Annotated in this window: 10 protein-coding genes; 2 read left to right on the top strand and 8 right to left on the bottom strand. The window is 73.3% G+C overall.

Going from position 1 to position 15286, the window contains the following annotated elements; all coding sequences use genetic code 11:
- Window positions 1-106: 106 nt before the first annotated feature.
- The 7 genes from mfd to AC060L_RS26185 form a co-directional block, all read right to left on the bottom strand.
- Complete coding sequence (gene mfd, locus AC060L_RS26215; RefSeq protein WP_483801374.1) at window positions 107-3739, bottom strand: transcription-repair coupling factor; 3633 nt, start codon at window positions 3737-3739, stop codon at window positions 107-109.
- Between the two features lie 451 nt (window positions 3740-4190).
- A complete protein-coding gene (locus AC060L_RS26210; protein WP_483801373.1) occupies window positions 4191-4649 on the bottom strand; it encodes a hypothetical protein in 459 nt (152 codons plus the stop codon).
- Between the two features lie 96 nt (window positions 4650-4745).
- Window positions 4746-6389: an alpha/beta hydrolase gene (locus tag AC060L_RS26205; RefSeq protein WP_483801372.1), complete on the bottom strand. Its 1644-nt coding sequence runs from the start codon at window positions 6387-6389 to the stop codon at window positions 4746-4748.
- Window positions 6386-6694 (bottom strand): hypothetical protein, encoded by a 309-nt coding sequence (locus tag AC060L_RS26200; protein ID WP_483801371.1) that lies wholly within the window; start codon window positions 6692-6694, stop codon window positions 6386-6388. The genes AC060L_RS26205 and AC060L_RS26200 overlap by 4 nt, the downstream gene beginning before the upstream one ends.
- Before the next feature lie 188 nt (window positions 6695-6882).
- Window positions 6883-8352: a hypothetical protein gene (locus AC060L_RS26195; RefSeq protein ID WP_483801370.1), complete on the bottom strand. Its 1470-nt coding sequence runs from the start codon at window positions 8350-8352 to the stop codon at window positions 6883-6885.
- 209 nt (window positions 8353-8561) lie between these two features.
- Window positions 8562-11318: an SUKH-4 family immunity protein gene (locus AC060L_RS26190; protein ID WP_483801369.1), complete on the bottom strand. Its 2757-nt coding sequence runs from the start codon at window positions 11316-11318 to the stop codon at window positions 8562-8564.
- Window positions 11319-11370: 52 nt separating this feature from the next.
- Window positions 11371-12372: an SMI1/KNR4 family protein gene (locus AC060L_RS26185; protein WP_483801368.1), complete on the bottom strand. Its 1002-nt coding sequence runs from the start codon at window positions 12370-12372 to the stop codon at window positions 11371-11373.
- Between the two features lie 338 nt (window positions 12373-12710).
- On the opposite strand from AC060L_RS26185, the gene AC060L_RS26180 reads away from it, so the two are divergent.
- Window positions 12711-13190, top strand: coding sequence for a YwqJ-related putative deaminase (locus tag AC060L_RS26180; RefSeq protein ID WP_483801367.1), 480 nt, complete (start codon window positions 12711-12713; stop codon window positions 13188-13190).
- 65 nt (window positions 13191-13255) lie between these two features.
- Window positions 13256-13771: an SUKH-3 domain-containing protein gene (locus AC060L_RS26175; protein WP_483801393.1), complete on the top strand. Its 516-nt coding sequence runs from the start codon at window positions 13256-13258 to the stop codon at window positions 13769-13771.
- Between the two features lie 211 nt (window positions 13772-13982).
- On the opposite strand, the gene AC060L_RS26170 is transcribed toward AC060L_RS26175, so the two are convergent.
- A complete protein-coding gene (locus tag AC060L_RS26170; protein ID WP_483801366.1) occupies window positions 13983-15263 on the bottom strand; it encodes a sensor histidine kinase in 1281 nt (426 codons plus the stop codon).
- Window positions 15264-15286 lie beyond the last annotated feature (23 nt).

Here is a 15286-nt window from a genome sequence, read left to right as displayed (position 1 = left end):
AAAAAAAAAAGTGAAGCCCCCCCCTCCCTCCCCTGGGAAGGGGGGGGGGGGGGGGGGGGGACCCCCCCCCCCCCCCCCCCCCACTCCTCCCCGCAATCGGCGCCGACTACTTCTTCGACGCCGCCAGCTCCTCGAACATCGTGCTGAGGAAGGTCCCGCACCAGGCCAGCAGCTCCCGGCCGACGACCGGCTTGCCGCCGATCCGGGCCGTGGTCGGCCGCGGCACCAGGACCTGCCCACTGGCCGCCTTGACCTGGCTGCGCGGGTAGAGCCGGTTCAGCCGCAGCTGCTGGGACTCGCGCAACTCCACCGGCCCGAAGCGGACGTTCGCACCCTGCAGCGTGATGTCCGCGACGCCGCACCGGCGGGCGAACAGCCGCAGCGCGGCGACCAGCAGCAGGTTCTCCACCGGCTCGGGCAACTTGCCGTACCGGTCCGTCAGTTCGGCGCGGACCTGCTCGATGTCGTCCTCCGAGTTGACCGCCGCGATCGAGCGGTACGCCTGCAGCCGCAGCCGCTCGCCGGGGGCGTAGTCGTGCGGCACGTGGGCATCGACCGGCAGCTCGATCTTCACCTCCAGCGGCTCCTCCTCGACCTCACCGCCGCCGCTCGCCAGCGACTCGCGGAACTCGGCCACCGCCTCGCCGACCATCCGCATGTAGAGGTCGAAGCCGACGCCCGCGATGTGCCCGGACTGCTCGCCACCGAGCAGGTTGCCCGCGCCGCGGATCTCCAGGTCCTTCATCGCGACGTACATGCCCGCACCCATCTCGGTGTGCTGGGCGATGGTGGCCAGGCGCTCGTGCGCGGTCTCGGTGAGCGGCTTCTCCGGCGGGTAGAGCATGTACGCGTAGCCGCGCTCGCGGCCACGGCCGACCCGGCCGCGCAGCTGGTGCAGCTGGGAGAGGCCGAAGGTGTCGCCGCGCTCGACGATCAGCGTGTTCGCGTTCGAGATGTCGATGCCCGACTCGACGATCGTGGTGGAGACCAGCACGTCGAACTCCTTCTCCCAGAAGTCGACCACCACCTTCTCCAGCAGCGTCTCGCCCATCTGCCCGTGCGCGGTCGCGATCCGCGCCTCGGGCACCAGGTCCTTCAGCCGGGCGGCCGCCTTGTCGATCGACTCGACCCGGTTGTGGATGTAGAAGACCTGGCCCTCGCGCAGCAGTTCGCGGCGGATCGCGGCCGAGATCTGCTTCTCGTCGTACGGTCCGACGAAGGTCAGCACCGGGTGCCGCTCCTCCGGCGGGGTGGTGATCGTCGACATCTCGCGGATCCCGGTGACCGCCATCTCCAGCGTGCGCGGGATCGGGGTCGCGGACATCGTCAGCACATCGACGTTGGCCCGCAGCTTCTTCAGCTGCTCCTTGTGCTCGACGCCGAAGCGCTGCTCCTCGTCGACGATGACCAGGCCGAGGTCCTTGAACTTCGTCTCGGCCGAGAACAGCCGGTGGGTGCCGATCACCACATCCACCGAGCCGTCCCGCAGGCCCTCCAGCACCGCCTTCGCCTCGCTGTCGGTCTGGAACCGGCTCAACGCCTTCACCACGACGGGGAAGTTGGCGTACCGCTCGGCGAAGGTCGAGAAGTGCTGCTGCACCAGCAGCGTGGTCGGCACCAGCACGGCCACCTGCTTGCCGTCCTGCACCGCCTTGAACGCCGCGCGCACCGCGATCTCGGTCTTGCCGTAGCCGACGTCGCCGCAGATCAGCCGGTCCATCGGGACCGACTTCTCCATGTCCGCCTTGACCTCGGCGATCGTGGTCAGCTGGTCCGGCGTCTCCGCGTACGGGAACGCGTCCTCCAGCTCGCGCTGCCACGGGGTGTCCGGACCGAAGGTGTGGCCCGGCGCCGCCATCCGGGCCGAGTAGAGCTTGATCAGGTCGGCCGCGATCTCGCGCACCGCCTTCTTGGCGCGCTGCTTGGTCTTCGCCCAGTCCGCGCCGCCGAGCCGGTGCAGCGTCGGGGCCTCGCCGCCGACGTACTTGGTCACCTGGTCGAGCTGGTCGGTCGGCACGAAGAGCCGGTCGCCGGGGTGGCCCTTCTTCGCCGGCGCGTACTCCAGCACCAGGTACTCGCGGGTCGCACCCTGCACGGTGCGCTGCACCATCTCGACGTACCGGCCGACGCCGTGCGCCTCGTGCACGACGTAGTCGCCGGCCTGGAGCGCCAGCGGGTCGATCGCGTTGCGCCGCCTGGACGGCATCCGGCGCATGTCCTTGGTGGAGGAGCGCTGGCCGGACAGATCGGTCTCGGTGATGACGGTGAGCTTGAGCGCCTCGTCCACGAAGCCGTGCTCGATCGAGCCGCAGGAGACGTAGACGACGTCCCGGGTCGGCGCCTCGGCCAGCTCCGGGGAGAGCCGGGCCGCGATGCCCTCGTTGCCGAGCAGCTCGGCCAGCCGGGAGGCCGGCCCCTGGCCCTCCGTCACCATGACGACCCGCCAGTCGGCGGCGAGCCGCTCCTTCGCGTCCGCGATCGCCCGCGCGGTGTCGCCGCGGTACGCCTCGACGGCGTGCATCCCCAGGGTCAGCGTGTTGGAGTCGAACTCCAGCACCGAGCCGAGCTCGGCGTCACTGCTCGCGAACGGGCTCACCGACCACCAGGGCAGCCCGATCCGCTGCGCGTGCTCGCGCACGTCGGCCAGCGACCAGAGCGAGGCGGCCGAGACGTCGATGCCGTCGTCCTCGGAGAGCTGCGCGATGTCGATCGGCCGGTCGCCGCCGGCGGCCGCGGCCACCCAGGAGGCGTGCAGGAACTCCTGACTGGTCGCCACCAGGTCGGCGGCCCGGGTACGGACCCGCTCCGGGTCGCAGACCACCGCGACGCAGCCGGCCGGCAGCACGTCGAGCAGCAGCTCCATGTCGTCCACCAGCACCGGGGCCAGCGACTCCATGCCCTCGACCGCGATCCCCTCAGCGATCTTGTTGAGGATCTCGCCGAGCTCCGGGTGCGACCGGGCCAGCTCGGCGGCCCGGGCGCGCACCTCGTCGGTCAGCAGCAGCTCACGGCAGGGCGGCGCCCACAGACCGTGCTGGGCGATCTCCAGGCTGCGCTGGTCGGCGACCTTGAAGTAGCGGATCTCCTCGACGTCGTCGCCCCAGAACTCCACCCGCAGCGGGTGCTCCTCGGTCGGCGGGAAGACGTCCAGGATGCCGCCGCGCACCGCGAACTCGCCGCGCTTCTCGACCAGTTCGACCCGGGCGTAGGCGGCCGCGGCGAGCTTGCGGGCCACCGTCTCCAGATCGTGCGACTCACCGCGCTGCAGCGCCACCGGCTCCAGCTCGGCCAGCCCCTTGACCTGCGGCTGGAGCACCGAACGGACCGGCGCCACGATCACCTGCACCGGCCCGGCCGCCGGGTCGTCCGCCCGCGGGTGGGCGATCCGGCGCAGCACGGCCAGCCGGCGGCCGACCGTGTCCGAGCGCGGCGAGAGCCGCTCGTGCGGCAGCGTCTCCCAGGCCGGGAACTCCGCGACGGCGTCCGGCGGCAGCAGCGAGCGCAGGCTGGCGGCCAGGTCCTCGGCCTCCCGCCCGGTCGCCGTCACCGCGAGCACCGGGCGCCCCCGCTCGCCGCCACCCACCACGAGCGAGCGGGCCAGCGCGGCGATCACGAACGGCCGTGCGGCCGGCGGACCGACCAGGTCGAGGTGCGGGCGGTGGCCACTGGCCGCCGCCTCGATCGCCTCGGCGAGGGCGGTGTCGCGGACAACGACATCGAGCAAACCGGTCAGGCTCATTGACTCTTCTTCGTCCCGTTGCGTCCAGGCGGAGCCCCCCGGCACCGGGTACATTCCTGCGGCCGGGCAGCTTGATGGGCCCGGCACGCGATGCGCAGGGGCCGGGTCAGGCTCCCAGCGTACGCCGAGCGACCGACACTGACGCGGCCAGCCACACAGCCGGGCGGCCGGCTGTGCCGTCGCGGCCGGAGGCGGCCCAGAAGCCGCTCAGAAGCAGGCCGGAAGATCGATTGTCAAGATATGGACATACTCCTGTCACTGAGCGTCCATGGACGTCGCGCACCATGGAGCACGTGCCCGCCGCTCCAACCGTGGGGGATGGACGTGGTGGGCCGAACGCACTCCGATGGGGGTCGGGGTGCGAGGCCGGGCGACCCTGGGTGGGGGCGCCCGCCCGAGCGTCGGGAGTCGTGGCGCCCTTTCCTGGAGGGCGCCACGGGTCCTGGCCTGTTCAGCCGTGGGGGCCGGCGGAGCCGGACGATGGCATCAGGCAGCGGGTACCGACCCAGAACGCGAAGGTATCGACCCCGCCTGCCGTCTGCGCACTGACGAGGTACTGAGAACTCGACTGGTACGCGTCCAGCAGGGTGTCCACCTTGCCGTTGTAGGTTTCCCGATAGCTTTCGATCTCGAATCCCTGCTTCTTCAGCATGTCGCGAATCTTCCGAACCGCGTCCGGATGCTGCGCCAGCGGAACGGTGCTTGAGACCGAATACATCAGGGTGTACCGCCCATCAGTGGCCACCTCGTCGTGTTTCCCCACGCACGGACTGAAAGAGGGACTCACCGTCGACGGATTGAGCTGGATTCCCGCGGCCTGGGCCATGTACTGCGTCATGTGCTGTGCCCATGCCTGGGCATCGCCCTTGTCCATGATCGGGATCTTCTCGCTCTTGTCAGACGTGGACATGCAGCCTCCGGCAAACAGCACGAGCGCAACGGTCACACCGATCCGAGAGACTGCCCCTGCTCTCCGGAGGGAAATCAACGCGGCCAAGATCGCACCTCATTTGACTCGTCCATAGGTTGGCGGCATCACTTGCTTCGGCACGATCCCGGGAGCCTGTCCGACGATGATCCGTCCTTGGTTCAGCAGGCTCTGACTGTTCGGAGCCCAGTAGCCGCTATGCCCGTGCGTGTCGGTCTTGAAATTTTCCCCACCGAATGGCGCATCCGCCGGATTCGGCCCCAAGGTGAGCCCGCTCAAATATTCCGGGACGGGATCATCGGAGGCAGCGCCGATCCACACATGACTCGGATCGATATTGAGCGAGGTGACATTATCGGTCGCCATACCGGGACTTCCCACCGCAATGATGTCGTCCGCGTGCAGGCCACCGTCCCCCTGCGCGGCAACGCCCACGGCGGTGCTTCCGTAGCTGTGCCCGATGACGGTGAGATGACTCCGGTGATCTCCCTGCGCGACCCTCGTCCCGTCCATGAATCGGCGCATATCTGCCGCGCCTGCCTCGGCACGGTCGGTATTCGTGACACTGAGGTCGATCTGCGGCGCGTCATAGCCCAGCCAGGAAATGACCGAGGTGCTCTGAGTCCCGTCGGCGTAGTGGGCTGCTCCCTGCAAACTCCCGATCCGCTCGATCTGCCCCGGCATGCTCTCCAGCGTCGTCCCCGTCCCCGGGACCAGGACCGCCGTGTTGTCGGCCGTGTCGGGATTCCCCATCGCGACGATGGCCTTCCCGTTGCCCTGCGGGTCCATGCCGAGCAGGAACAGCTTGGTGGCGTCCGGCGCGCCGTCGCTCCGGGCCAGCCGCTGCTTCAGCGACAGCATGCCGTTCATCCGGTGGTTCCAGTCCTCCGAGGTGATGTCGGTGCCGCGGTTGTCGCCCGCCTGCATCCTGTCGAGCTGCTCGTCGAGGGAGAGCCGGTTCGCCTCGTCCCGGGCCGTCGCGGGCAGGCCATCGAGGCGGCCGATCTGCGCCGGATGGAGGGTCAGGTAGCTCCGCTGCTGATCCGGCGTCAACGACTTCCACCAGTCGGCGGCCTGCTGCGGGTCCTTGCCGTCCGGGATGTACGGGTCCACCAGGCCGAGCGCCGCGGCGGCGTCCTTCGCCTGCCCTGCGGCCGTGCTGACGGCGCCGAAGGTGTCGGACGGGGTGCCCAGCACCGAGGCGCTCAGGTCGCGCAGCGCGGCGCCGCCCTCCCGGCTGGCTTCCTCGGCGGCGGCGACCGCCGCCTCGATCCGGGTCCGGACGGCCAGCAGCCGGCCCGTCCGGGTCTCCCAGGCGGCGACGGCGTCGGGGTCGGCCCGCTCGGCGCCGCCGAGCACGGGCGGTGCGGCCACCGTGCCGTCGGCGGCGACCGGGATCCCCTGCTCCTCGGCGAAGCGGACGGCGTTGGTCAGGTCGGTCCGGGCCTGGTACATCCGGTCGGCCACGGTGTCGAGCGCCAGCGCGATCGACTCGGCCTCGATCCGGACCACGTCGAGGTCCAGCTCGTTCCGGTCGAAGGCGTGGAACGCGCTGTCCGCGTCCTGGCCCTTCCACTGCGCCTGCTGGAGCGGCCCGTTGACCTGCGAGCGGTGCCGGGCAGCGGCGGTTTCGAGCTGCTGCGAGAGCGCGCGCCAGGACTCGGCGGCCTGCTGGAGGCCACTGACGTCGAGTTTCAGGAGCGCGGCGTAGGAGCCGCTCACCGCGCGGCACCGCCCTGCATGAGCTGCCGGATCTCGTGCTCGTTCCAGGCGTGGCCCTGCGCGGTGGCATCGAGGTTCGCGGCGGTGTCCGCCAGCTTCGCGCGCAGCGCGGCGAGCACCGGCGACCACTGCGCGACGCAGTCCTGGAGCACCGCTGCGACGTCCCAGCCGGCCAGTTCGCCGACGGCGGCCGAGCCGGCGCGCAACGCGGCGTCGATCGGCTGCCGGAGCTCGTCGGCTATCGCGCGTGCCATGCCGGCCGAGGCCCGTAACTCCCCCACGTCCACCGTGATGCCGTCGGTCATGCGTCCCCTCCCCAGTGGCGCTTTCCACCGGCGATCGTAGGGGACGGGATGCGAACGGCTCCGGGTATTGGTGCAGATACCCCGTCACGGCCGCAGCCCGCAGCCGGCGGGACACACGTCGGCCGGGCGGCGAGGCGCACCTCGCCGCCCGGCCGGGCGACACGATCCTGGTCCCGTGCGGACGGGCCCTACGGCAGGCGGCGGCGACGGACGGTGTTGGGGAGGCTGTCCAGGCTGGTGCCGTCGTCGATGATCACGATCTTCGGAATGATCGCGGTCTCGTCGGCGGCCGCCGGGCGGGCCGCGGGCTGCTCGGTGGGCGGCACCGGCGGCGGGGTGGCCGGGCGAGGCGGCACCGGGGGCAGCGCGGCGCCCGCGGCGCGCAGAGCGGCCCGCGGGTCGACCGGGGCGGCGCCCGGACGCAGGTCGGCGGCGGACGGCGGGGTGGCGCCGAGCAGCTCGGGCGGCAGCCGCAGGATGGTCGTCGGCGTGTCGTCGCTGAGCGCGACGGGCGGGGCCGGCGGCGCGGGCGGGACGGGCGGCAGCGCGACCTCGCCGGTGTCCGCCTCGGAGTCCGGGACGGCCGGGACGGTCGGCAGCACCTGGGTGACCTGGGTGACCTGCGCCGCCGGGACGGCCGGGACGGCCGGCAGCACCGTGGTCTCCGCGGCGGCGTCAACCGGAGCAGGAGCGGGAGCAGGAGCAGCTGGCGCGGCAGCAGGGGCAACGGCAGGAGCAGGAGCACCCGGCGCGGGCGGCAGGGCCGGGGCCGGCTCGATCATGCCGACGGCCTTGCCGGTCAGCGAGGCCAGCGTCCCCTTGATGTGGTCCAGGTGCGTCTGCACCGTCTCCAGGCGCTTCTCGAACTGCGCCCGCTCGGCCGTGCTCTCGGCGTTGACCCGCTCGGCCTCCCGGCGGGCCTGCTCCAGCAGGTGGTCGGCCTTGGCCTGGGCGTCGGTGTCGATCTGCTTGATCAGGCCCAGCATGCTCTCCCGGTGCTGCTCGGCCTCCTTGAGCCGGCGCTCCGAGACGTTGGCGATCTTGGCGTCCTCGACCGCGGCGGCGGCCTCCTCGGCGGCGAACCGCTCGTCGGCCTCGCGGCGCAGCTCGACCAGCTTCACCTCGGCCTGCTCGCCGGCCTCGGCGGCGGCGACCCGGATCTTGGCGGCTTCGGCGGTCGCGGCGTCGCGCATCGACCGGGCGTCCCGGTCGGCCTCGGCGCGCAGCGTCTCGGCCTCGGCCCGGGTCCGCTCCTCGGTGCGGCGCACGGCCTGGTCGGCCTCGGCGCGGGTGGCGGTCGCATAGGCGCTGGAGGAGCCGGCGAGTGCCTGGCCCGCCTCGTAGACCTCGTCGCGGGTGTCCTCGGCGAACCGCTCGGCCTTGTCCCGCACGGCCTGCGCCTCGGTCGCGGCGCTCACCATCAGGCCGGCCGCCTCGGGGCTGAGCACGGCGTAGTCCGGTTCGGGCGCGTCGGCGGCGGCCTGGAGCGTGGCGGCGACCAGCATCTCCAGGTCGCGCGCCTGGGCGCCGAGCAGGCTGAGCCGCTGCCACGCCTCGTCCCGCTGCGCGGTCAACGCCCGCAAGGCGTGGTCGACCTGCTCGGGCGCGTATCCGCGCCTGGCTTGGGTGAAGCCGTACGACGGGATGGCGTCGCTCATGTGCTCTCTTCCCCTCAGTGGCTGGCTGGGCGCTGACCCCGACTTTCAGGGACCCCGACTCCCAGAGACCGTGACGATCAAGAACTGCCGTTCCGGTCCGACTGGTCCTCTTGACCTATTTTGCGCAGATCATCTGGAAAGCCCAAGGAAGCGACGCCGCCGACCGGGGTGCCACCGACGGTGGCACCCCGGTCCCGGCACACCGGCGGTTACAGCAGGCCGTCCCAGAACTGCTCCAGCAGAATCGCCCACCAGGTGTCCGGCGCCTGGAGGGCGGCCGGGTCCAGCGCGGCCAGCTCGGCCTGGAAGTCGGTGGTCCAGCGACCGGCCTGATCCGGGGTCAGGCCGTAACGCAACGGCCACATCCGACCGAGCAGGGCGAGCGACCGGACGAACTCCGGCACACCACTGTTGACGAAGCGGGGCGGCTCTCCGGTTCCGTCCAGATCGACCGCGACCACCGCCGCTGTGCCGTACTGCACACAGAGCTGCCGTCCGTAGTCGTTCCCGAGCACCAGGTAACCACCGGCGTCCGGCGCGGCCGGCCGGCCGCGCTCGGCCGCCAGCTCGGCGAGCGTCGGGATCGGCCGGTCCTGCGGCGCGTGCGCCCAGAAGAACGGACCGAAGTTGACCGGCAGCCCCGCCCAGGTCAGGGTCTGCGCGACCGCCTCGGGCACGCCCTGCCGGGAGACCGCCCGCTGCTCGTAGCGGAAGACGTTCGGCCCGAAGAACTGCCCCAGCTCCGCCGCGAGCTGCTGCGGCGGCACCGGCGGATGCTGCGGGATGCTGCCCGGCGGCGGCAGCGGCACCCGGGACGGGCGCGGGCGCTGCGGGCCGCCGGCCAGCTGGTGCAGCTCGTCCAGGTGGGTGAGCAGGTGGGCCATGCCGGCCTGGCGGGCCTGGTGCTCGCGCCCGTACGCCGCCGTGTGGGTGACCCGGACGTTCGGCCAGGACGCGGCGATCAGCCGGGTGCAGTAGCCACCGGGCAGGTCGCAGGACTCCAGTTCGGTGTGCAGCTCCAGCACCTGCTCCGGCGGCACGTTCAGCCGGCGCAGTTCCTGCAGGATCTTCCACTCGGGGTGCGGGGTGCCCGGCTCGCTGCGCTGCATCACCTTCTGCTCGGAGCCGTCGGGGGCCCGGTAGCTGAGCACGGCGAGGTAGCCGGGGCCGACGGTCGGCACGCCCGGCGGCACCGGCGCGCCCTGCGGCGGCAGGCCGGGGACGGGCGCGGCGGCGCCCGGCACGCCGTGCGCCGGCGGGCCGACGGGGGCGGCCTGGGCGGGCGCGGGTGTCCCCGGGCCGGGGAAGCCGTAGCCGCCCGGCGCACCCGGACCGGGCGGAACCGGCGCGGCGAGCTGGGTGGCGGCCTGCGCGAGGTTCGCGGCCGGACCGGACGGCGCACCGGAACCGGCGCCGGGGCCGTTGAACGCGGCCTTGCTGGTCGCGGCGGAGGCGAGGTCCTCACCACCGGCCGGCTCGGCGGGCTGCGCCGGGGCGGGAGCGGGAGCGGCCGAGCCACGCAGACCCGACGGCGGCGGAGGCGGCGGAGCACTTCCCGCGCCACGCCCGGCCACGGGCGCGTGCGGCTCGGCACCCGTACCCGGCGCATGCAGCAGACCACCCGGCGCAGGCGGCGGCGGAGCACCCGCACCACCACGACCCGACGACGCAGCCGCGACACCCGGCGCAGGCTGCGCGGGCTGCACCGGGGCGGCGGCGGCCGAGCCACGCAGACCCGACGGCGGCGGAGGCGGCGGAGTGCTCCCCGCGCCACGCCCGGCCACGGGCGCATGCGGCTCCGCACCCGTACCCGGCGCATGCAGCAGACCACCCGGCGCAGGCGGCGGCGGAGCACCCGCACCACCACGACCCGACGACGCAGCCGCGACACCCGGCGCACCCGGGAGGCCCATCAGGCCGGGAGCACCGTCCGTGGCGAGCATGGTCGGCGCGTGCTCGACCTGCGGCGACGCGGGAGCCTGAGCCGGAACGGGCGCAGGGGCGGGCACGGACTCGGGGACGGGCGCGGGAGTGGGAGTGGGAGTGGGAGAGGGCGCAGGAGCGGCCTCGGGCGCACCCGGGAGGCCCATCAGGCCCGGGGCACCGTCCGTGGCGAGCATGGTCGGCGCGTGCTCGACCTGCGGCGGCGCCGGTGCCACCGGCGGCGCGGGCGGAGCAGGCGCGACCGGCGAGTCCGGCAGTTGCTCCGCGACGGCCGGCTCGGCGGGAGCCGCGACAGGGGCCGGCGGGACCGCCGGAGCAACCGGCGCAGTTGCCGGTGCAGGAACAGGTGCCGGTGCAGGAGCAGCCACCGGATCCGGCGCGGACGCCGGCCGCCTGCTGGGCGACGGCGGCATCCGCACCGTCATCGCCTCCGGCGAGGTCGCCGGCGCGGCCGGCTCCTCGCCGTGCTCCTCGAACCCGAACTCGTCCATCAGCTGGTAGCCCTCGGGCAGCGCCACCGTCGCATCGCCCGGCTGCCCCCAGTCCGCGACCTGCGGAGCCGTCGGCACGGACGGCGGCTCAGCGGGCACGGGCGCGGGCGAAGCCGAGGCAGCGGCAGCGGCAGCGCCCGTCCCCAGCCGTGCCGACTCCGCCTCGATCGCGGCCTCGCCCGCCTCCAGCACCCACTGCGGCGGGCTGAGCAGGAAGGACGTCGCCTCGACCGGCATCGGCTTGGGCACACCGCCCGACGTGGCGCCGGCCGGCCGCCCGTACTCCTCCTCGTACCGGCGGACCACCTCGTTGACCGGCAGCGCCGGCCAGAGCGTGCTCGCCCCGCTGTCCCGGGCGATCACCAGCCGCACCGCGCCACCGTCCGAGACCGGGCCGCCGTCGCGGTCCTCCGCCCAGCAGACGAAGCCGAGGTCGAATTCCCGCACCCGCACCTCGCGCTGCTGGAACGGCGGCACCCCGCCGTTGATCCAGTCCGCCGCGAGCTCCTGCGCCTGCGCGTACGTCACCATGCCCGGCCCGCCTTCAAGTTCCGTCCCACCACTGCCACGCCCATCGCCCCGGTCACCGGACCGGGACCGCGCGGGCGAACCCGCCCTCGACCATCAGCTCCGCGACCGTCTCCAGCTCCGGCGGGCTGCCGGCCAGCCGGAGCAGGAAGTCGTCGAAGCTGTCCCCGCAGCGCAGCAGCAGCCGCCGCACCCGGTCGGCCGGGTCCTCGGGCACGCCGATGTCGCGGGCGTCGTCGTAGAGGCAGAACCAGACCGAGCCGAGGTCCTCGCCGCGCACCTTGACGGCGAGGATGCCGCCCTGCGCGAACGCGACGCCCAGGTAGTCCTTGGTGAGGTGGTCCCGCAGGCACTTGTTCGCGTAGACGAGGTCCTCGGTGCCGTACTCCTCGCTCAGCGTCAGGAACGGCTGGTCGAGCAGCATCCCGAGCTCGGCGTCGAGCGCGACGCCGACCGGGGCGCGACCGCCGGCCAGCTTGAGGAAGCCCCGGTACGGGCCGGGCAGCCGGTAGCCCAGCTTCTCCTCGGCCGCCAGCACCAGCTCCTCGCGCACGCTCATCGGATCGTCGCCCTCCCTGGAGAGCGAGAAGTGCACCGCCCGGTGCTCCTGCAACGGGCGGGTGCCGCGCCGGCCGTGGTCGGCGGCGGAGCGGGCCAGCCCGCCGTGGTGCCGCAGCAGCGCCTTGACCTCGACCGGGATCAGCTCCATCCGCCGCCAGCCGGGCGCCGCCCCGCCGACCGCGTGGTGCCAGGTCCAGCCGGTCGGCGTGGCGACCGGCGAGGTCTGGTCGGCCCAGAGCTCATGGCCCTGGCTGAACAGCGCGGCGTTGGCCGAGACGTAGTCGGTGAGCCGCAACTCGTCCACGCCGAAGCCCTCCGGCGGGTCGGCGACCTCGGCGGCCGCGGCGGCGTACCCGCCGAAGTCGGGGTAGCCCAGCGCGTCCACCCGTACTCCGTCCGGGTACTTCGCGGCGCGGACCGGGTCCGGGAAGTGGACCACTTGACCGGCGTAGGCCGCGTTGGGCGCGGCGGCGGTCCCGGGCCGACCTGTCGTCATCTGGAAGCCCCCACTGGCTGAAGCCGATTTTGCTAGCCCCCAGGGTATTCGGTCAGGTTCTGACACGGTCCCCCGGCTGGTGCTGCCGGTGGTGGCACCGGCCGGAGGATGAGAAACGGCCCCGGCCCGGTGAGCGGGCGTCAGCGCGAGCTTCGGATGATGTGTGAACAATCGGTGTGCATCACGTCCCGTCCGTACACCTGTCGGCACCCCGCGTGATCGACTGTCCGAGGTGTTTGGCAGGCTGACCCCGCAAGGTGAACAGCCCACCCGACACGAACCACTGAACCGAAGACACCTGCCGGTGCGTCAGGCACCCGAGACCGAAGGGAGCAGCCGTGGACACCCGCGCGGACACCCGTCAGCCGACGCCGCCGTCGGCCGCCCCACTGCTGCGCCACGACCGGGACAGCCTGCTGCCCGCCATCGCCGCCGCCCTCTCGCTGCGCGGCGGCGAGGTGCAGACCCTGGCCGGCCGCAAGGCCGACGAGCTGCCCGAGCTGCACCCGCTGATCGGCGACTTCCTGTCCCGGCTGCCGGTCGAGCACCGCGAGCGGTTCACCGGCCGCTGCCCGGAGGCCGTCCTGCTCTCCCGGTACCTGACCACCGTGGACAGCGGGCGGTCCAAGCGGGCCGCCAAGAAGCCGCTGACGCTGCACGACGCCCGCAAGGCGCTCAAGGGCGCCCAGCTGACCACCGTCCGGATCCGGGAGCAGGGCGACCCGGCGCACGGTACGCACGCCCCGCCCTGCCGGTCCTGCGCGCCGATGCTGGAGCACTTCACCGTGCAGAGCGTCGTGGTCGGCCCCCGGCCGTAGCCCACCGCCGGCCCCGGCACCGGCCCGGCCGTCGCCGCCCTCGTCACCCGAGCCCGGAGTACACCCTGAACCCGCTCGCCACCGCCACCAGATCCCAGCCCCGGTTCTCCGCCGACGTCGCCGCCGCGCTCAAGCAGGCCGGCTGGCACCCGGGCCGCTGGGAGATCCGCCGTGCCGAGGAGTGGGCGGACGAGCTGCTCGCCCACCAGAGCGCGGACGGCGTCCCGCACACGGTCTTCCCGGCCGCCGTCGAGGCCTGGGCCGAGTTCGGCGGGCTCTCCTTCGACCTGGCCGGCGCCGGGCGCGAGGTGGCCAGGACGCCGTTCCTGCTCGACCCGCTCTGCGGCCTGCACCTGCCGCGCACGCTGGCCGACCTGGGCCGGGCGCTGGACGCGCAGGTCGCGCCGCTCGGCGAGGAGCTGTACGGCCAGGCGCTGCTGGCGATCGACGAGGCCGGCCGGGTCTTCAGCCTGGACCACACCGGCGAGTGGTTCCTCGGCACCGACCTCGACCAGGCGGTCTCCACGCTGGTGCTCGGCACCCGCCCGGAACGGCTGCGGACCGGCCGGGCCACCGGCTGAGACGTCCGCCGGGGCCACCGACGGACCGTCGGCAGACCTTCGGCGGACCCACCACCGGAGATCCACCAAGAGATCCACCGGGACATCCACAGATGTAAATCTTTCCGGCGTGCTTGGTGACCGGACCGCACTGCCATGCCCAGGTCAGAAGGCTCGGTCAGGGCCCGAACAGGTCTGCGACAGGTCCCGAACAGTCCCCGGACGGACTGCGTCAGGTCAGCCGGTCCGGCCGGACCACCAGGCGGGACGGCAGCAGTGCCTCCACCCGGAACCCGCCACCGTGCTCCGGACCGGCCGTGAAGGTGCCGCCGAGGGCCCGGACCCGCTCCTCCATGCCGACCAGCCCGTTGCCGCCGCTCGGCAGCCCGGCCTGGCGACCGCCGGCGTCCGGGGAGTCGTTCACCACCGCCACCCGCACGCCGTTCGGCACATAGGCGAGCAGCACCGAGACCCGCGCCCCGCCGGCGTGCTTGTGCGCGTTGGTCAGCCCCTCCTGGACCACCCGGTACGCCGTCTGCTCGGCGTCCCCGGTGTACGGCTGCCGGGAGCCGCTGACCGTCAGGGTCACCCGCATGCCGGCCGCCTTCGACTGGTCCACCAGCCCGGGCAGCTCGGCCAGCCCGCAGGCGGTCTCCGCGACCGCGTCCTCGTTCATCCGCAGCACGCCGAGGATCTCGCGCAGCTCGTCGAGCGCCTGGCGCCCGGTCTGGGCCATCAGCTTGGCGCTCTGCGCGGCCTTCTCCGGATCACGGGCGACGATCCGCTCCAGCGCGCCCGCGTGCACCACCATCAGGCTGACCCGGTGCGCGACCACGTCGTGCATCTCGCGGGCGATCCGGGTGCGCTCCTCCAGCCGGGCCCGCCTGGCCCGCTCCGAAGCCCGCTCGGCGAGCAGGTCCAGCTCGGCCTCCAGGCCGTGCGCGCGGTCCTTGAGCGACTCGACCAGGCGGCGCCGGGCGCCGATGTACAGGCCGGTGACGACCGGCGGCACGGTCAGGCCGACCGCCACCAGCACCGCGATCAGGACCAGCAGCCAGTCCGGCGGCAGCTGCTCACCGGGCTTCGGCTGGCCGCTGGTGCCGAAGAAGGAGAAGAGCACCATGCCGAGGGTCTCCACGAAGACCACCGCCGACAGCGCCACCACCGGGCGCCGGCGCGACGGCCAGGCCCAGGTCGAGGCGAGCGTGTACAGCGCGACCACCAGCAGCACGACGCCGAAGAGCGCGGGCACCAGGATCGTCGACACCAGCACCGGCAGCGCGGGCCAGCGCCGGCGCACCAGCAGCGTGGCACCGCCGAGCGCGCCCACCACGGCGGCCGCGATCGCCCAGCCCGTACCCAGCCCGAACCGGGTGCCGACCAGGTTGTATCCGCCCACCGCGCACTCCAGCGCGGCCAATGCGGCCAGCACCGAGTCCAGGAGCGCGCTGCGCCGCCGCTCCCACCACCACAAGCCGCGGTCCTGCGCGCCCTCCCCAGGCGACATGCTCATACGGGACAGCCTAAGTGAGGCCC

Source organism: Kitasatospora sp. NEAU-69, assembly GCF_057158765.1.
Note: the sequence above shows the minus strand (reverse complement) of the source record. Positions and strands in the feature narration are given on the sequence as shown.